The organism is Limimaricola pyoseonensis (genome assembly GCF_900102015.1).
Classification (GTDB): Bacteria; Pseudomonadota; Alphaproteobacteria; order Rhodobacterales; family Rhodobacteraceae; genus Limimaricola; species Limimaricola pyoseonensis.
The window spans coordinates 71,798-89,940 of sequence record NZ_FNAT01000009.1; the positions used below are offsets into that span (position 1 = coordinate 71,798).

Consider the following 18,143-nt stretch of genomic DNA (forward strand, 5'->3'; position numbering starts at 1 on the left):
TTCGATCTGCCTCGGCTCGTGCCGCCGGTGGCGCGGATCACGGACCGCGGCACCGGCCGGGCGAAGAGACAGAGGTTTCGCCGCGAGTGCAAGGCCCGCCTCCCCGGGGGCCGCGACGACGCGAAGCACGGCCGCCCTGCCCCCACGCAGCCGGCCGTGCAGGGCGCAGCCCGCTAGAGATGCGGGCCGCGCGGTCGGGGTGCGGCCCCGAACTATGCCGCCGGGCGGGCCCCGCCGGCCAGAACGCGCACCATGTCCTCCCAGGCGCGGATCTCGTCGCGCAGGCGTGACTTGCGGCTCTTGAGGTTGCTGAGCCGCATCGGATTGACCGAGGCCTGGCCGCGCAGCTCGCCGATCCGCGCATCGAGCGCCGCGTGCCGCGCACGAAGCGCGCTGATCCGCATGTTGAGCGCGCTGATCCGCGCGCCGGGCCGCCCCGTCCTGTTGGCCAAACCCATGGTCGTTTCTCCTTCCCGTTCCTGAGTGTCGCGTTGCTGCCCCGGCCGGATCGCCGAAGCTCGGCGTCCTCGGCTCCGGTCGCGTTTCGCGCCGCTTCCGGCGGCACCGGCCGGGGGCCGTCATGCCGGACGGACCCCTTGCCAGCGCGGCCAGCCCTCCCGGAGGTCAGAAGGCGGCCCGGCATCGGTCCGTCCGAGGCACAATGGGAAGATGGGCCGGTCGGACACCAAAGAGAAGGCGATCCATCCGATATCGAAGATCGGTCTTTCCGATCGAATGGCGGGCCGTGCGACGCCAGGCGGCGTGTCGGCGCGCTAGGGCCTAGCGGCTTTCCAGCACGATGACGCCGGCCAGCTCGTCCCGCGCCACCTGCACGGCGGTCTCGACGAAGTTCGTCGTCGCGGCCGCACGGCCGGCGCGATGGCGCCAGGCCACGCCGACCGATCGGGTGAACCGCCCGTCCCGGTATCGCAGCGCGACCACGTCGCCATCCGCCTCGCGGACCTCCGAGCGGGTATAGAGCGCGGGCAGGAACGCCGCGCCCAGCCCCATCGCGACCATCTGCCGAAGCGCGTCGAGGCTGGTGCCCTCGTATTCGTGGCGCAGGATCGCCCCGGTCCGCGCCGCGTGCTCGGCGATCTGGGCATAGAGCGGGTAGTCCGGCTCGAGCGCCAGAAGGTCGAGCCCCTCGAGATCGGCGTCGGTCGCCTCGCCCCGCACGGCCAGCGGATGGTCGCGCGCGACGACGAGGTGCAGAGGCTCGCGGAACAGCCGCTCGACCACGAGGTCGGCGGCACGCAGGGGCAGCTGCGCCAGGATCAGGTCGTGCCGGCCCTCCTCCAGCTCGGCCATGAGCCGGCGCGGCGAGGCGTCGCGCACGACAAGGCGCAATTCGGGGCAGGCCGCGTGCAGCCGCGCCAGAACCCTCGGCAGGAAATAGGGGCCGAGCGTCGAGGAGGCGCCCAGCCGCAAGGTCCCCCGCGCGCCGGACCGGACCTCGTCGACCGCCTCCACCAGATCGCCGAGCTGCGCCAGGATGGTCCGCGACCGCGCCAGGACCTCGCGCCCCACGGGGGTGAGCCGCGCGCCGCGCCCCGGCTCCACCAGCTTGGCGCCGAGCCTCTGCTCCAGCGCGGAGATCTGCTCGCTCAGGGTCGGCTGGCTGACGCCTGACCGCTCGGCCGCACGCCGGTAATGCGCCTCCTCGGCGAGAGCCACGAAGTAGCGCAGCTGGCGCAGGCGCGGCGTTCGGTCCATGGCATGAGCTCCCCGGTGCTGGCGGCGGTTCATAGGAAAAGCCGATCTCTGATATCGGATCGATCGCCTTCTTTCCCCGCGGTCAGAGTGCCAATTTCCATGACATGTTCCAAGTCGGCCCATCTCCGAACGCTCTTCGCCCCGCCCCGAGGCGGGCCGAGAGACCGGGGGCCGCGCCGGAGCACCACCGGCCGACCGGCGTCACGCGACCGGACGGGCTTTTCGAAAGCCCTTCCACGGCGCGCCGGACGGACCGCCACGCGTCAACTGGGAAAGGAAAGACGATCATGGGTTTGACCGACAGGGCCAAGGCGCTCGGCGCCAGGATCAAGGCGCTTCGCGACCGGCACGCGGCGCTCGACGCGCAGATCGGCGAGATCCACAGCCGGCCGCTGCCCGACACGGTGCAGCTGCGCCGCCTGAAGGTCCGCAAGCTGCGGCTGCGCGACGAGATCCGCACGCTGGAGGGCATCGTGCGCACCCTCGCGCGCGGGCCGCGCCCGGCCTGACCCAAGACGGCCCCGGAGCGATCCGGGGTCCCGCCGGCCTCGAAAACCGCCCGCGTCGCCGCGGGCGGCAGCTTCACGCGGCGACGATCACCTGGCGGATGGTCCGCGCCAGGCTCAGCGGATCGAAGGGCTTGGCGATGACTTCCGTGGCCCCGGCCCGCAGCAGGTCGTCGGCGGCGCTCGCCTCGGCGCGCGCGGTGCACATGATGACCGGCTTGTCGCCGTTCGCCTTTGAGCCGCGCACCCGGCTGAGCATGGCGCGGCCGTCCGGTTCCGGCATCATCAGGTCGAAGACGAAGCCGTCGAACTCCCGGCTGTCGATCAGGTCGAGCCCGGCCTCGCCGGAGGTGGCGGTCGTCAGCTCGATGTCGTCCTCGATCTCGAGCGCGATCTCGACCAGCGACACGATGTCTTCCTCGTTGTCCACGAACAGGATCTTCATGTCTCTTCCGCCTTTCCTTCAGCCCTTCCGCGGTCGATCTCGAAGACGACTCGGAAGGTCGTGCCATGCGCGCTCTCGCCGCCCGGCTCGTTGACATGGATCGTGTCGAGTTCCAAGCGCCCCCCCTGCCGGGAGACGAGTTCTTTCGAGATCGCGAGCCCGAGCCCGGTGCCGGTCGCCTGCACGGCCGGCTCGTGGGCCGGCGGTGCGAAGCGTTCGAAGATCGAGTCGCGCGCATGGGCCGGAATGCCCGGCCCCTCGTCGCGGCACCAAATCGCGACGCTGCCGTCGTCATGCGCCGTGGCGCCGACCTCGACCCGGCCGTTGCGCGGCGAGTATTTCACCGCGTTCGACACGAGATTTGCGAGCACCTGCTGCAGGCGCCGCTCATCCGCGAGGATCGGCACGTCGGCGACCTCCTCGGCGGCTCCGAGCTGCACGCCGAAACTGTCGGCATAGCCGCGCATCCCGGCCACGGCCTCGCGCACGACCTCACGCGTGGCCAGCGGCTCGCGATTGACCACCAGCCGCTCGTGATCGACGGCCTGCAGGGTGAGGACGTCGTTCACCAGCATCAGCAGCCGGTCGGCGTTGCGCTTGGCCATGCCAATCAGCTTGCGGCCGCTCGGCGTCAGGCTGTCGTCGTAGCGGTCGAGATAGAGGTTGAGCGAGCCGCTGAGCGAGGTCAGCGGCGTGCGCAGCTCGTGGTTGATCGATTCGATGAACTGGATGCGGGTGTTGGTCAGCCGCTCCTCGGCGCTGACATCGGTCAGCAGGCAGTAATAGGCCTGCCCGAGAATGTGATCGACCCGGCTGATCCGGCAGCGGATCTCGCGCCGCTGGCCGTTCTTCATGGTGCCGAGCCGCACGGTGCAACGCGCATCCGAGGCGGCCGCCGTGCCGGCGTCGCTGCGGGGGCGCATCGGCCGCAGCATCGCGACCGCCGACCGGGTGTCGGGCACGTCGAGCAGGTCGCGGGCGCGGCGGTTCGCGTTCTCCACCCGCCCCCGCTCGTCGAAGACCACGATGCCGTCATCGACGTTCTGGAAGATGGCCTGGAACTGGTTGCGGGCCTGGACCGCGCGCAGCGCCTCCATCCGCGAGCGTTCGAGCGCGGCGGCCAGCGCCAGCGACCGCTTCTCCGCGACGAAGGCGGCGGCGATGGCGCAGGCGTAGAGGATGGCCGAGATCGTGGCGAAGGAGGCCGAGCGCACCACCAGGCCGGCCAGCGCCGTGCTGCGCGGCACGGACACGCTGGTCGAGAGGTTCGAGCCCCTGATCCGGGCCCGGCTTTCCAGCCTGCCCTGCGACATGGCGGCGGCGTCGGGCGCCGAACTGAAGGCGGTGTGCCCGTCATCGGACGAGATCTCGACCACCATGTCGGGGTCGAAACGGGTGCCCGCGAGCAGGGCCTCGAAATACGCCTCGTCGAGCGAGGAGGCGATGATGCCGCGCACCGGCTGGCCATCGGCCACGATCGGCCAGGCGACCGGCGTCACCCGCATCCCCGTCGGCCGCGCGATGATCGGCTCGCCCAGCGTGTAGCCGCCCGGGCTCAGCTCGATGGCCCGCTTGAAATAGGCCCTGTCGGCGACCTCCACCCCGACGAAGCTCTGCATGGTGGACCAGCGCACCGTGCCTTCGGGCCCGATGACGGCGATGATGCCGATCTGCTGGGACTGGCGCGCGATGCGTTGCAGCCGGGCGCCGTAGGTCTGCTCGAAATCCTCGATGTCGTCGAGGTCGCTGCGGCTCAGCTCCTCGGTCACGCCGGAGATCTGCGCGGTTGCGAGGTCGAGCGAGCTCAGGAAGGTCTGGTTGAAGAGCGAGGCCACATGCGAGAGGCGCTGGCGGCTCGCCTCGATCGTCCGCAGGTAGTCGAGATAGATGAGCGCCCCGAGAAACAGCACGAAGGCGCAGGTCAGGCCGCAGGTCCGCAGCAGCATGCGCCGCGACGACCCGGTCACGACATGGGAGATCCGATCGAAGATCGTGATCCGGCGCAGGCTCAACCTATGCGTCATGGCGCTCCGCGACGCGGATGGTGCCGGTCGCCTCGCCCCGCATGCCTTCCAGAGCCCTGAACGCGTCGCCGAGCACCTCGGAGGCGCGGCTGCCGGCCCCGCCGACCGAGAGCGCGATGCTCAGGGTGGTCTCGCCGCCCCTCAGCCGGCTGCCCATACCCGCCAGAGTCGCCTCGACCTGCTCGGAGATCCGCTCCAGCCGCGCGGTCATCTCGGCCGCGCTGCGGCCCAGGCTCGCGCCGCAGAAGCTCTCGTCCTCCCAGCGCACCAGGATGTCGCCGGCCGGCATCTCGATCGCGGCCAGCCGGCGCGAGACCTCGGCGATGATCGCCTCGCGGTCCTCGGGGGTGAAATCCGCCATGTTCGAGGACAGCGCGTCGATCGACAGCGCGTAGACGCAAAGCGCCTCGGTGCCGTCCAGCGTGGTCAGCGCGTCAAGCAGCGTGTGCTGGTCGCCGAGCAGGCCCGGCACATGCGACCGGCGCACCCCGCCTGCGGTCCGGCCGGCCGTCTCCTGTGGCGCCTTTCGTCGATCGAGCTCCGATTTCAGCCGCAGCTGCGCCTTCAGCCGGGCCTGGAACTCGACCCGGTCGAACGGCTTCATCAGGTAGTCGTTGGCGCCGGCCATGAAGGCGCGCGACAGGGACCCCTTGTCGGTGCGGCTGGTCAGCATGACGATCGGCACGTCGCGCCAGGCCTCGACCTGGCGCAGCCGCGCGCAGAGCTCGATCCCGTCCATGCCCGGCATCATGATGTCGAGCAGCACGAGATCGGGCGTCTCGTTCCGCGACGACAGGATCTCGAGCGCCTGGCGCGGGTCCGAATAGGTCTCGACCGTGTCGTAGCCGAAATCCGCTAGGGTCGCGACGACCAGTTCCCGCGCGATGTCCGAGTCATCAACCGCCACAATCTTTCTCGACATCGTTCAATCCTGCTCAGTGATCTCAAAGATTCGCCATGGCCCCCGCGTGAACCGTAGCGTGAAAGGTGGCGCGGTGCCCTTGGCAAGTTGCGGAAAGGCGCGCAGCAGCCGGTCGCGCTGCACGATGGCATCAGGGTCGTGGCGCAGCGCGACCCAGGCCCCGCGCGGCCGGCCCCCCAGCATGGTGATGTCGTAGGCCGACTGCCCGGCCAGCAGCAGCCCGCCGGTGCCGCCCAGCGCCGTGACGAGACCGGGGTTGCGTTCGACATCGACGAGAACCCCGTCGCGCCCTTCGAGGAACTCGGCCGCCGCCCGGTCGGCCGCGCGCTGGTCCGCGACCTGCGCGCCGGCCGCCGCCTGCAGCAGCCTCTGGCTCTCCTCGCCGCCCGCGGCGCGGATCGACCACAGCGCCATCGGGGCCGACACCAGAAGCAGCGCCGCGATCATCGGGGCGCGCAGCCCGCTCGGCGGCCAAGCGCGGATCGCCACCACGACGAGGCCGAGCGCGGGGGCCGCGATCACGGCCGGGTCCGGCTCGAGGCCGTAGCCCATGTTCAGCACCGCACCGCCGATCAGGCTGCAGCCACCCGCCAGCAGCGGCAGCACGAAGCGCGGCATGCGGGCGGTGCGGATCAGCGCCGCGCCGACCGGGATCATCGCGCAGAGCGTCGGCAGGATCGCGGCGGCGCCGGCCGGCGCAACGGCGGCGGCGGGGTCGGTCGGGAAGATCCCGGTGTCGAGCACGGTGGCCACGAAGACCAGCGAACCGACCGCCGCGAGCACCGGGAAGAACATCGACACGATGTAGCCCAGCGACGAGGCGGCGAGCATGCTCGGCCGGGCGGCGATGACGATGAAGGGCAAGGTGCCGAGCGCCAGCAGCAGACCGTAGCCATGCGCGACCGGCAGGATCAGCAGGCCGACCGCGACCTTCATCATGTCGGGCGCGGTGCCGTTCAGCCGCAGGTTCAGAAGGCCGCGCGCATAGATCCAGAAGCCCAGCAGCAGCAGCATCGTGCCCGGCCCCTCGGCCAGCGCGCGCAGGAAGAACGGGTTCATCGCCATGAGCACGACGATCAGCACGGCCGAGACCCGGTCATAGGCGCCGCGCTCGCGCAGGTTGCCGAACCAGGCATGGAGCAGCACCGCGCCGATCGCCGCCGAGAGCAGCGAGGGCGCCGGCACGCCGGTGCCCGGAACCAGCGCCTGCAGCGTCAGCGACAGGACGTAGGGCAGCGGCGGGTAGAACGGATCGGTCGCGCGGAAGGCCTGCGGCCCCTCCACCTGCACGATCGCCTTGGCCCACATCTCGACCACCGCGCCCGAGACGAAGCCGTGCATCTCGACCCAGGCCAGCAGCGCCAGCAGGACCCCGAAGAGCGGCACCGCCGCGAGTCCGAAGCGCAAGGGCCGGCTCATGTCGCCACCTCGCCCGCGCTCTTGGCGGCGTCGAGCTCGTCGGCGGTCTGCTTGGACAGGCCGTGCTGGGTCTTCTCCCAGTAGAACGGGTTGCTGATCAGCTGCTTGAGCGCCTTGTAGGAGGCGATCGTCATCAGCACCCAATAGCCGACCACGCTGATCCCCCAGGGTGCCAGGTCGGTCCAGCGGCGGCGGAACGGCGCGACCATGGTGAGGTAGATGAGCAGCGCGTTGCCGGCCAGCAGGTTCAGAAGCGACATGTAGAGCAGGATCGGCGGGAAGAACGGCTCGATCATATCGGCGCCGAGCAGCATCCAGATCAGGAAGGTGGCCCAGAAGATCGGGTTCAGAAGGCCCGACAGGACGGTGCCGCCGATGAAGAAGACGAAGCCGATCACGCCGGGCAGACCGACGCTGCGATACAGGTGCACCGGCCGGCGCGTGTGCACCAGGAAGGTCTGCATGTAGCCCTTGATCCAGCGGCTGCGCTGCCGGATCCAGTTCGGGATCGAGACGTTCGCCTCCTCGTAGGTGGTGCTGTCGATCACGCCGACGCGGTAGCCCTTCTGCGTCAGGCGGATCCCGAGATCAGCGTCCTCGGTCACGTTGAACGGGTCCCACGCGTTCAACTCGCGCAGCACGTCCATGCGGAAATGGTTCGAGGTGCCGCCCAGCGGGATCGGAACGCCGAGCCGCTCCAGCCCCGGCAGCATCAGGTCGAACCACAGCGAGTAGTCGAGCGTGAACATCCGCGTGAGCCAGTTCTCGCGCGCGTTGTAGTAGTTCAGGCGGCACTGGATGCAGGCGGTGTTGGGCGAACGCTGGCGGAACGCGGCCAGCACCTTCTTGAGTTGGTCGGGCTCTGGCTTGTCCTCGGCGTCGAAGATCACGAGGTAGTCGCCGCGCGCGTATTGCAGCGCGTAGTTGCAGGCCTTGGGCTTGGTCTGCGGGTGCGATTGCGGCACCTGGATGATCTCGAACACGCCCTCGAGTTCGAGCGCGCGGGCGGCGGCGATGGTCTCGTCGTCGGTCTCCTCGAGCACGATCTTGATGTCGAGCTTGGCCAGCGGGTAGTCGAGCCGGCGCAGCGCCGCGGTCAGGATCGGCAGCACCTCGGGCTCGCGGAACATCGGCACCAGCACCGTGTAGACCGGCAGGTCGTCGTCGCGCATCGCCGCCGCCTCGGCCGCGATCGAGCGCGAGGAACGTTCCTGCACCTCGCCGCCGACCCAGACGAGCACCGCCTTGAACAGGAAGTTGCCGGTGTAGAACAGCGTCATGACCACGTTGAGCGCGATCAGGCTGGCGACGGGGGCGGTGGCGAGCCCCACGAGCAGCACGGTGAGCATCAGGTAGATGACGACGACCTGCGGCGGCGTGATGACGCTCTTTGCGGACATGACCGGGTCGGTGTCGGCCAGGCCGAACACCGCGCGGTGCATCTGCTCCTCGCGGAACGCCGTCTGCAGCGCCCACGAGATGTCGAGCTGCGAGGCGACGACGATCTCGACCTCGCCGGGATAGGTCTCGAGGATGTGCAGCAGCGTCCGCGGGCCGGGCCGGGCCGTCGCGACCACCAGCGTGCCGTCGGCGGTGCGGCGCAGCGGGATGGTGAGCGCGTCGGTCATCGCCGTCACGTCCTGCTCGCGCACCAGATCGGCGTCGGGCGGCGTCTCGAACAGGTCGACCATGCGCAGGTCGTAGTAGAAGGCCAGCGCGCGGTAGAGCTCGCCCGGCTTCAGCCAGCGGCGGCTCTGCAACACCTCGATCAGCCCGACGCGCCACTCCTCGGCCCGCGCCGTCGCCTCGTCGAGCTGGGCCGGGGTCAGGAGACCCCGGCTGAGCAGCAGATCACCGATCGCCGCGCTGTCGCCGTCCAGCGCCACCGGTCAGCCGTCCTTGCCCGCCCGGGAGCGGCGATACATGCCCTGCAGGGAGCGGACGACCACCAGGGTCAGCGCGAGCCAGGCCGCGCCGATGATCCAGGGGCGGTAGCGCGCGAAGACCTGCATGACGTCGAGCCGGTCGGGATAGGCGATGTCGACCAGGTCGCCGCGCCGGGTCGAGGCGACCAGCGCCAGGCCGTCCTCGTCGATCACCGCGAGGTCGCCGCGGTCGAGCAGCAGCGGCGTCTCGCGCGTCGGGCGCGGCGCGGGGCCGGTGCCGGGGCGCAGCCAGATGCCGGGCCGGTCGCCGACCTCGACGATCTGCACCACCGTCGCCTCGTCCATCGTGGCGCCGGAATAGAGCATCTCGCCGGCCGCGTCGCGGATTTCCACCCGGCCCTGGTCGAAGCGCAGACCGGGCGTCGCCCCCTCGGGCGCGGTGCGGCCGACATAGAGGAACGGCCGGGTCGCGTCCGCCTCCTCGGCCGCGAGGTCCGCCCCGGGCATGGTGACGTCGGCCGTCTCCGGCAGCAGCGTGCCCGCGACCGGCAGCAGCCAGGGCAGGTAGGTCCCGATCTCGGCCTCGGGGCCGGCGACCAGTTCGACGCCGCGCGAGAAGGCCTGACGCATCAGGAAGAAATCGCCCGCCGCCTCGGGCGCGTCGCCCAGAACGAAGCGGCTTTGCGGCAGGATCTGCGCCGGGTAGCCCTGCGGCTTGAACAGGCAGTTGCCGCCCTCGGCCTGGCGTTGCACGAGGATCCGCATCTGGTTGTCGCGCCCGACCAGCCCGCGCGGGATCGCGAACTGCATCCAGACCGGCTCGTCGGCATCGAGCGGACGGCTGCCCAGCAGCGCGCCGTTGAGATAGGCCGAGACCGTCACACCGTGCCCTTCGGGCGAGCGCGCGGCCCCCACCAGAAGCTCCACCCCGGTCGGCAGCCGGCCGGTGGCGAAGTCGTCGGCGGCGAAGCCGAACTCGAAGGTGCTGCTGCCGATCACCATCTGCTGCATCTGCGGCGCGCCCAGCGCCGAGAAGGTGACGGCGTCCCGCGTGCCGTTCAGCGGCGCGGCGATGCGCGTCGCGCCGCCCTCGGCCCCGCCCAGCCCGCGCCACTGGCTGGCCGCGAAGGCCAGACCCAGCTCGGGGTCGTCGCTGCCGAAGACCAGCCCCGGCTCGGCCGCGCCCGACAGCGCGACGGAGCCCGCCTCGTCGCCGGCACCGGTCCCGGTCGCGCCGAGCGAGAAGCTCATGCTGTCCCAGCCATCCGCGTCGTCCTGGCCCGACGCGCCGATGCTCACCAGCCCGTATTCCGCGTCGAACAGCGCCGCGGCGCGCAGAGCGAAGGGCAGCGCCCGGTCGGCGGGCACGTCCTCGGCCGCCGCGAGGATCTTGGCCGGCGGCATCACCTGCGCGACACGGTCGATCGTGTCGAGCGCCGCGCGGTCGAGCGCGAGCGCCAGCGACGAGCTCGGCAGGATGCGCAGGAAGTCGCCAGAGGAGCGTTCGTCGAAGCAGACGCTGTCGGAGCTGGCGCCGGCATAGGACAGGCCGATCTTGACGAAGCCGTCGCGCGCGGCTTCGGGCGGCAGGTCCAGAACGATGGTGCTGCGCCCGCGATCGGCCGGCAGCGCCTCGCTATGCGCGATCGCGTCGTTCACCAGCACCTTGAGATGCGTCGCGACGCTCACGGTCTGCCCGTGCACCAGATCGAGCCGCAGCGTCATCCCCTCGATCGCCTCCCGCGCGCCGACGGGGAAGAAGGCGACCGCCTCGCCGGACAGCTTCTCGAACTCCAACCCCGAGGGGTAGCCGATCTCGGTCAGGTCGATCGTCCGCAGAAGACCGTCATCGGGAACGGCCGCCTGCGCCGGGCCGAAGGTCGGGATCGCAAGGGCGACGAGCAGCGCTCTGAGGCTGACAGGTTTCATCGGATCGTCCGCATCATGTCTTCAGTTCGTAAAGCCGCGCCACCGAGGCGCGGATGTCGGCGAGCGCGGCGGGATCGTCGGCGCCGGTCTCGAGCCGCCCCTCCTCCAGCATCGCCAGCCCGCGGCGCGACTCCGCGGCCATGTCGTCGAGACCCAGCATCGCGGCGTTGCCGGTCAGGTCGTGCAGCGACAGGTGCAGGTCGTCGACCGCGCCGGGCTCGCCCTGCTCCAGCCGGCTGATCGTGGTGTTGATGGCCTCGAGCCGGTCCTCGAGACCGGTGAGGAATCTTTCGCGGATCTGCCGGACCCTGTCGGCGTAGTCGGTCAATTCGGGCGTCCCATCATGTTTCGTTACGGATCTGGCGCGGCGGGGCGCGAAGGCCGCGGGCGCTGCGCCGTCGTCAAGCCGCGTCATCGGGGAACACGACCCGGAAGGTCGTCCCTTCCCCTTCCACGGTGTCGAAGGTGATCTCGGCGCGGTGCTGGTCGACGATCGCCTTGACGATGCTCAGCCCCAGGCCGCTGCCGCCGCCGAAGCGGAAGGTCTCGGTCTCGCTGCGGGTGAAGCGGTCGAACAGCACCGGCCGGAGCTTTTCGGGGATACCGACACCGCTGTCGCTGATCCAGAACCCGGCCGGGTCGCGCAGCAGGCCCAGCTCGACCGTGCCGGAGGGCGGCGAGGCCTTCATCGCGTTGGTGAGCAGGTTGTTGATGACCTGCGTCAGGCGCAGCGGGTTGGCCGTGACGGTGACCGGCTCGAGGTCGCCGACGATGCGCAGTTTCACCCCGTTCTCGCTGGCGATGACGGCGTGATCCTGCACGCATCCGTGCAGCAGCTCGCCCAGGTCGGTGTCCTGCGTGCTCATCGAGAACTGGCCCGAGCGCAGCCGGCCGGATTCGAGGATGTCGTCGATCAGTAGGTTCAGCCGCTCGGTGTTGCGGGTGGAGATGTCGAGAAGCTGCCGGCCCCGTTCCGGCAGGTGCTCCGAGACGCGGCCCAGAAGCTGCAGCGCACCCGCGACGGTCGAGACCGGCGTCTTGATCTCGTGGCTGATGACCGAGATGGCGTGGTCCCTCTGCCGCTCGACGCGCTTGCGCTCGGTGATGTCGCGGATCACGGCGAGATAGCCGAGACGCTTGCCGTCGCGCGTGGTGATCCGGGTCGCGTGGGTCTCGCCGATGAAATCCTGCCCGTCCTGCCGCCGGTAGCTCATCTCGTAGGGCGCGAGCGCCCCGGTGGCGGCGGCGTTGAAGCGCTGCGCGCCGGTCTGGTTGTACTGCTCGAAATCGGAGTAGAGGATCGAGGTCTGCCGCCCCTCAAGATGCTCTGGCGCGAAGCCGAACATCTCGCGGACCGTCCGGTTCGTCATGGTGATCCGGCGCTCGAGGTCGGCGACGATCACCGATCCCGGCATGGCCTCGAAGATCGCCTCGAGCAGCGTCGTCTTGCGCTCGAGCTCGGCGCTTTCGATTGCACGTTCCCACTCCTTGGAGAACCAGCGGCCGAAGAAGCGCACGAGTTCGCATTCCTCGGCGCCGAAGGCCACGTGGCGCGGCTCGGCGGCGGAGAAGTTGAGCGTCCCGAAGACCTCGCCGTTCACGACCAGCGGCGTGCCGATATAGCTTTCCAGGCCGAAATTCGCATAGCAGGGATGGCTCGCGATCTGCGACTGCCCGACATGGTGGAACCCGGTGACGTCCTCGGCCACCAAGGTGTGGCAGCAATAGGTGTCCGACAGGTTGAAGGCCGTGCCCGGTTCGGGCGGCGCGTCGCCGCGGCTGTGGCTGTGCAGCACCTCGTAGCGCCGCCCCTCGACCCGGCTGATGATCCCGAGGCTGAGGCCGAGGGCGGCGCAGCCGATCTCGAGCAGCTCGTTCGCCTTCGTCTCGAAGGTTTTGTCCGGATCCGCCGCGATGTAGTAGAGCCGCCCGAGATAGCTCTCGGGCACGGGCGCGGTACCGGGATCCGCTTCGGAAATCGGCGAAGTCTCGAGCATGCGTTCTGCCTTACCCATCTGTCAGTTTCGTCGCCGAAGCCAATACCCTCGGCCGGCGAGGTATTGGCTCCCGACTGCGACGGTGCCGGGACTTTGTGGTAATCTTATGTTCCGCCCTCGGTGCAAGGGGTGACGCCCCGTCGCGGGACGGACCTAGGCGGACCTGTACCCGATATGCCTGACCTCGCGGCCTCGGCGGGCGGCGCCGCGAACCGGGTCTCCTGCCGTCCCCCCGGCTCGGGCATCGCCCCCCTGCCCCGAAATGCTTTTGCGCCGGGGCGACGGAGCATCCGACGAGGCTCAGCGCAACGCCGACCCGTCGAGAGCATCTCGCAGCGACGGGCGGCGGGTGCCGCGAAAGCCCATGAAGGCCTCGGCCATCAGCATGGAATTCAGTACCGCTTCCTGCACGATCTCCGCCGTGGCCTCGAAGGCCGGGTCGATGAGGCTCTCGTTGAACCGCGTGATCTCGCGCAGCACCTCTGTGTCGTCATGCGCCACGGCGTTCTGCGTGCTGAAGCCGATGACGAAATCCCCGCTGCCATTGCCGTAGAACGACCCCAGCCGCGCCAGCCCGGCGCCGGCCCGGACGCAGACCCGTTCGAGCTGGCGCGCATCGAGCGGCAGGTCCGTCGCGAGAACGATCATGATCGAGCCCCGCTCGACCGCGCCTTCGGATGGCGGCAGCGCCGGCCGGCGCGCACCGGGCAGCATCAACGCCCCGGGCTTGCCGAAATTGGACACGACCAGGCCGCCGATCGTGTAGCTTCGGCCGCCAAGGTCGAGGATGCGCGAGCTGGTGCCGATCCCGCCCTTGAAGCCGAAGCAGGTCATGCCGGTCCCGGCGCCGACGCTGCCTTGCGCGACCGGGCCGGGCGCGGCGGCGGCGAGCGCCGCGCAGGCATGCTCGGGCCGGACCGCGAGCCGCTGGATGTCGTTGAGCGGCCCGTCATTGCACTCGCCGACCACGGCGTTCACCGTCGACAGGCTCCGCCCGATCTCGGGGTTCTCGAGGATCGCCTGCCGGATCAGCGCCTCGCTGCAGGCCGGCACGCTCAGCGTGTTGGTCAGCAGGATCGGCGTCTCGAGCTGGCCCAGTTCGCGGATCTGCGGCAGGCCGACCGACTTTCCGAAGCCGTTGATGACATGCGCCGCGGCGACTGACTTGCGCAAAAAGGCGTTGCCGCCATGCGGCCGCACCGCGGTGACGCCGGTGTTGATGCCGCCCTCGCGCAGCGTGCAATGCCCGACAGAGACGCCCGCGACGTCGGTGATAGAATTCGACGCCCCGCTGCGGCCCCACGCGGCATCGGGGAACAGCTCGACGACCGGCCGCGCCGTCATGGCCGGCCGGCGTCCAGGGTGCGCCCGTGGAACGGCAGCCGGCGGTTGCGCGGCGGATGGCTGAAGATCTGCAATGGCGGCCCCTCCTCGTGCACCACGCCTCCCTGCAGGAAAGAGCCCTTTACGGCAAGCTCGCGGGCGACGCCCGTCACGTCGGTGGCGGAGATCATGGTCATGCCGCCGGCGGCGCGGTCGTGGGAGGTGGCTGCAAACTCTGGTTCGGGCGCAGCGGTGATCTCATCGAGATGAAGCAGCGCCGGCTGTGTGCTCATCGCCCTGGCGGTGGTGGCCCGACGGGCGGTCGGGACCAGCACGCGCCTCGAAGAGAAGGCCGAGAGATCTGGCAGACCAGCCCGTAGCGTGGCAGGCGCATCGACCCGGAGGTCAACCGCCCCAAGCCTGTGCTGCCCGTCCCGGTCAGGGCTCGCCCAGATCGACCACGCGCACCTCGTCCACCAGCCGCCGCGCCAACGCGCCGTCGCACAGCTGGGTGGCGGGGGTGGTGACGGCCGCCGCCGCGGCGGCGGTGCCGGCGCGGACGCTGGTCCGGAAGGTCTGGCCCCGCGCCAGCGCCAGCGCCAAAGCCCCCAGCAGGCTGTCGCCGGCCCCGACCGCGCTGACGAGCTCGACCTGCGGCGCGTGGCAGAAGAACGCCTCGGTCGCGCTCACCCCCACCGTGCCGCGCGCGCCCAGCGCCATGACCACCCGCCGCGCCCGGCCCGATGCGATGAGGTCGCGGCCGAAACCGGCCAGATCCTCGGGCTCGTCGAAGGCGCGCCCGGCCAGCTGCGCGGCTTCCTCGCCATCCGTCCGGAGCAGCTCGAACGGCGCGCCCGCGGTCGCCTCCAGCGCGTCAGACAGCGCGGCGCCGGAGGTGTCGAGCAGCAGCTCCGCCCCGATGTCGTGACACCTGCGGGACAGTCCTGCGAGGGTCGTGCCACTCAGCCCCGGCGGCAGGCTGCCGGACACCACGAGGAAGTCGCCCGCGCCGATCCGGGCCGAGACATCCTCGAACAACCGCGCGGTCGCCTCCGGCGGCCAGTCGGGGCCGGGCAGCACCAGCCGGTACTGCGCGCCGCTGTCGCGGGCGGTGACGGCGACGGACTGGCGGGTCGAGCCTGGAAGCGGCAGAACCACGACCTCAATCCCTTCGGCCGCGAGCAGCGTCGCGATCGCCTCGCCGGTGGCGCCGCCCAGCGCGGCCATCACGGTCGAGCGGCCGCCCAGCCGGGCGATCGCGCGCGACACGTTCACCCCGCCGCCGCCGGGGTCGAGCCGCGGCGGCGCGCAGCGCAGCTTGCGTCCCGGCACCATCGCCTCGGTCTCGGTCGCGAGATCGAGCGCGGGGTTCAGCGTCAGTGTCAGGATCTCGCGCATGGCGGGCTCGTCGGCAAGTCGTCCCGGCAGCGGGCCCGGGTCCGGGCCGAACGGGACGACTTGCATGTTAGCACCGTCCGGCCGGCGTTTCAGCCGGCAGCTCGGCCCCGTCGGTTCGGGGCCATGCCAGCGACCTGCCGCTGGCGCCGCTCGGCTGCGTTACGGCCCGCTTGCCGGACCCTCGGCCGGAAGACCCCGCCAATCAGCCTTCGCGACGAAATGAGCGGGTCCGGCCGCGACCCGGCAGCGCGGCAACCCAGCCATCGACCGATCCGGCGAGATCACCAGCTGAGATCACTTGGAAAACAGCACCGGCCGCTTGGCACCGCGCAGGAGGCTCCATGTCACGGTGCCGAGCACGAAGTCGTAGGCGCGCGAATGGCCGAAGGCGCCGGTGACGATCAGCCCTGCCCCGGTGCGGAACGCCTCGCGCTCGAGAATCTCGCTGATCTTCGACGAACCGGCGTCGCGATGCACCACCGTCGCCGAGAGACCGTGCCGGCTCAGCATCGTGGCCATGTCCTGCGCCGGGTAATGATGCGCGTCGCGGTCGGGCAGCATGGCGACGCTGAGCAGCGTCACCTCCGCGCCCTCATCGAGCAGGTCGATCGCGTCATGCGCCGCGCGCGCCGCCTCGCGGGTCTCGCTCCAGCCGATCACCGCAGACCGCCCCAGAGGCGCCGGCTCCCAGCCCGGCGGGATCATCAGCACCGGCCGGCCTGAGGCGCGGATGATCTCCTCCTCGCCCCGGCCGGTGCGGTCCCCTTCCGGGCGCTCCAGCATCACGAGGTCGGCGGCGCGCACGCTCTCGACCATCCGCTCGGCGGGGGTGATGTATTTCGCCTCGAGACCGCGCCACTCGCCGGCGACGCCTTCCGCCGCGACGCGCGCCTCGAACACGGCCTGCACCTCGCGCGCGGTGTCGCGCTGGCGGTCGCGGATCTGCGACAGGATCTCTCCGGTCATGTGCAGCGAAACCGCCGGGTAGATCTGCGGGTCGGGCATCACGTAGAGCCCGAGCAGATGCGCGCCCTTCTCGCGCGCCAATGCCGCCCCGGCGCGCGCGAGCGTCTCGGCCCGGGTGGCGTCGGTGAAGCACAGCGCGATGGTCCTGATGGTCATGTCTCGGTCTCCTTCTATACGGTGCTGCGGAACGGCGGCGGCACGGCGAGCAGGTCGCAGGGCGGATCCGCCATCAGCCCGCGCGCCACGCTGCCCAGCAGCGCCTCCGAAAGCCGCGGCCGCGAATGCGTGCCGACCGCGAGCAGGTCCGCGGGCGCGGTCGAAAGGGTGCGGCGGATCGCGGCCCCGGGCCGGTCGTCGAGCAGGATGCGCTCGGCGCCCGCGAGCCGCGGCTCCAGCCCGCCGAGGAAGGTTTCCATGTCGCGCCCGGCCGCCTCCCGCTGGCGCCGGCGCTCGGCATGCAGCAGCGAACGCCGGCTCTCGCCGCCCAGCAGGAAGCGGAACGGCACGTCGTGGGCGTGCAGCAGCCGGGTCGCCGCACCGGGCGCGAGGTGCAGCGCGGCTTCGAGCGCGGCGCGGGCGGCGAGCGAGAAATCGGTGGCCACGAGCAGCGACGCGTAGGGCTTCACCGCGTCGCGGCGGACCACGAGCAGCGGCGTGTCGCAGGCCCTGGCGACACGCTCGACCGTGGTGCCGCGGAACAGCTCCGCGATCCCGGCATGACGATGCGCGCCCATCACCAGCAGGTCCGCCTCCGCCGCGGCGGCGAGGATCGCCATCCATGGCGTGCCGAATTCGAGCCGGCCGCGGACCCGGTCACCGAGCCTCGCGCGCAGGCCCTCGGCCTCCAGCGAAAGGCGCGCGCCCGCCACGCGCTCGAACTCGGCCCGCAGGTCGGCCGGCAGGTCGTCGCGCAGCACGTGCAGGATCTCGAGCCGCGCGCCCAGCGCCTCGGCGAGCATCGCCGCCCGGCCCAAGGCGCGGGCGCCCTGCTCCGTCAGATCCGTCGCGACCAGTATCCGCTCCATGCCGGCGACCTCCACGGGGCGATACGCGCCCCTTGCTGCCGACCAGTCTGGGCCGCCGCCGCCGGGGCCGCCTTGATGCAGGTCAAGGTGGGCGGCGCGGTCCCCGGCGAAGCTGGGGCCGCAACACAGGAGCCGATCATGCGACCGTTTCTCCCCATCATCCTGTTCATCGCCGGGGCGGCGCAGGCGCAGGAGGTCGAAGACCCGCTTTCGATCCGGGCCGGCCACGATCTCTACATGGTGTTCTGCCAGTCCTGCCACGGCGCGGAGGCGCGCGGCGATGGGCCCTTCGCCGAGGTTCTGAAGGAGGCGCCACCGGATCTCACGCGGCTGTCCGAGCGCAACGGCGGCAACTTTCCGGTCGCCCGCGCCACGCGCCAGATCGACGGCCGCGCCCCCCTGCCCGGCCATGGCGGCGAGATGCCGATCTTCGGGCCGGTCTTCGACAGCGATTTCGGGGCGCTCTCGACTCAGTCCGGCCAGCCGGTGCTGACCAGCCAGTCGATCACCGACCTGATCCACTGGCTCGAAACCATCCAGGTTTCGGGCTGACCATGCCCGGTCTCGGCCAGCGCCGCCGCGATCAC

At 70.9% G+C, this 18,143-nt stretch carries 17 protein-coding genes; 2 read left to right on the plus strand and 15 right to left on the minus strand.

All coding sequences use genetic code 11. The annotated features are described in order from the left end of the window. Positions 1 to 212: 212 nt before the first annotated feature. Both BLT43_RS16070 and BLT43_RS16075 read right to left on the minus strand, forming a co-directional pair. The gene (locus tag BLT43_RS16070) at positions 213 to 458 is read right to left on the minus strand and encodes a YdcH family protein (RefSeq protein ID WP_090114497.1); all 246 of its coding nucleotides are present in this window, start codon (positions 456 to 458) and stop codon (positions 213 to 215) included. A 322-nt stretch (positions 459 to 780) separates the two neighbouring features. Beyond that, positions 781 to 1,716: a LysR family transcriptional regulator gene (locus BLT43_RS16075; RefSeq protein ID WP_090114499.1), complete on the minus strand. Its 936-nt coding sequence runs from the start codon at positions 1,714 to 1,716 to the stop codon at positions 781 to 783. A gap of 287 nt (positions 1,717 to 2,003) precedes the next feature. Here BLT43_RS16075 and BLT43_RS16080 point away from each other — a divergent pair, with 287 nt between their 5' ends. Next, positions 2,004 to 2,225 (plus strand): YdcH family protein, encoded by a 222-nt coding sequence (locus tag BLT43_RS16080; protein WP_090114501.1) that lies wholly within the window; start codon positions 2,004 to 2,006, stop codon positions 2,223 to 2,225. Positions 2,226 to 2,298: 73 nt separating this feature from the next. Here the strand turns inward: BLT43_RS16080 and BLT43_RS16085 are convergent, their stop codons facing one another. From BLT43_RS16085 to BLT43_RS16145, 13 genes are all read right to left on the minus strand, one after another. Continuing rightward, positions 2,299 to 2,667, minus strand: coding sequence for a response regulator (locus tag BLT43_RS16085; RefSeq protein WP_090114503.1), 369 nt, complete (start codon positions 2,665 to 2,667; stop codon positions 2,299 to 2,301). After that, positions 2,664 to 4,691: a cache domain-containing sensor histidine kinase gene (locus BLT43_RS16090; RefSeq protein WP_131802680.1), complete on the minus strand. Its 2,028-nt coding sequence runs from the start codon at positions 4,689 to 4,691 to the stop codon at positions 2,664 to 2,666. The genes BLT43_RS16085 and BLT43_RS16090 overlap by 4 nt, the downstream gene beginning before the upstream one ends. Beyond that, positions 4,681 to 5,613 (minus strand): response regulator, encoded by a 933-nt coding sequence (locus tag BLT43_RS16095; protein WP_090114507.1) that lies wholly within the window; start codon positions 5,611 to 5,613, stop codon positions 4,681 to 4,683. The genes BLT43_RS16090 and BLT43_RS16095 overlap by 11 nt, the downstream gene beginning before the upstream one ends. A 3-nt stretch (positions 5,614 to 5,616) precedes the next feature. Beyond that, complete coding sequence (locus BLT43_RS16100) at positions 5,617 to 7,032, minus strand: hypothetical protein (protein ID WP_131802681.1); 1,416 nt, start codon at positions 7,030 to 7,032, stop codon at positions 5,617 to 5,619. Then, a complete protein-coding gene (locus tag BLT43_RS16105; RefSeq protein ID WP_090114511.1) occupies positions 7,029 to 8,918 on the minus strand; it encodes a glycosyltransferase family 2 protein in 1,890 nt (629 codons plus the stop codon). Before BLT43_RS16105 ends, BLT43_RS16100 begins: the two co-directional genes overlap by 4 nt. 3 nt (positions 8,919 to 8,921) lie before the next feature. Continuing rightward, the gene (locus BLT43_RS16110; protein WP_090114513.1) at positions 8,922 to 10,847 is read right to left on the minus strand and encodes a cellulose biosynthesis cyclic di-GMP-binding regulatory protein BcsB; all 1,926 of its coding nucleotides are present in this window, start codon (positions 10,845 to 10,847) and stop codon (positions 8,922 to 8,924) included. 13 nt (positions 10,848 to 10,860) lie between these two features. Continuing rightward, positions 10,861 to 11,175, minus strand: coding sequence for an Hpt domain-containing protein (locus tag BLT43_RS16115; protein WP_165612646.1), 315 nt, complete (start codon positions 11,173 to 11,175; stop codon positions 10,861 to 10,863). 73 nt (positions 11,176 to 11,248) lie between these two features. After that, entirely contained in the window at positions 11,249 to 12,844 is a 1,596-nt protein-coding gene (locus BLT43_RS16120) for a GAF domain-containing sensor histidine kinase (RefSeq protein ID WP_165612647.1), read from the minus strand. A gap of 300 nt (positions 12,845 to 13,144) precedes the next feature. Beyond that, positions 13,145 to 14,188, minus strand: a complete 1,044-nt coding sequence (locus BLT43_RS16125) for a DmpA family aminopeptidase (RefSeq protein WP_090114519.1) — start codon at positions 14,186 to 14,188, stop codon at positions 13,145 to 13,147. Then, positions 14,185 to 14,460, minus strand: coding sequence for an ATP-binding cassette domain-containing protein (locus tag BLT43_RS16130; RefSeq protein ID WP_131802682.1), 276 nt, complete (start codon positions 14,458 to 14,460; stop codon positions 14,185 to 14,187). Before BLT43_RS16130 ends, BLT43_RS16125 begins: the two co-directional genes overlap by 4 nt. A 145-nt stretch (positions 14,461 to 14,605) precedes the next feature. Next, complete coding sequence (locus BLT43_RS16135; RefSeq protein ID WP_090114523.1) at positions 14,606 to 15,631, minus strand: 1-phosphofructokinase family hexose kinase; 1,026 nt, start codon at positions 15,629 to 15,631, stop codon at positions 14,606 to 14,608. Positions 15,632 to 15,859: 228 nt separating this feature from the next. Continuing rightward, positions 15,860 to 16,687, minus strand: coding sequence for a universal stress protein (locus BLT43_RS16140; RefSeq protein ID WP_090114525.1), 828 nt, complete (start codon positions 16,685 to 16,687; stop codon positions 15,860 to 15,862). A 14-nt stretch (positions 16,688 to 16,701) separates the two neighbouring features. Next, on the minus strand, positions 16,702 to 17,556 hold the full coding sequence (locus BLT43_RS16145) for a universal stress protein (RefSeq protein ID WP_090114527.1): 855 nt from the start codon (positions 17,554 to 17,556) through the stop codon (positions 16,702 to 16,704). Positions 17,557 to 17,694: 138 nt separating this feature from the next. Between BLT43_RS16145 and BLT43_RS16150 the strand changes: the two genes are divergently transcribed. After that, positions 17,695 to 18,108 carry a c-type cytochrome gene (locus tag BLT43_RS16150; RefSeq protein ID WP_090114528.1) on the plus strand — a complete coding sequence of 138 codons (414 nt, stop codon included), beginning with the start codon at positions 17,695 to 17,697 and terminating at the stop codon, positions 18,106 to 18,108. The last annotated feature ends 35 nt before the right edge of the window (positions 18,109 to 18,143 follow it).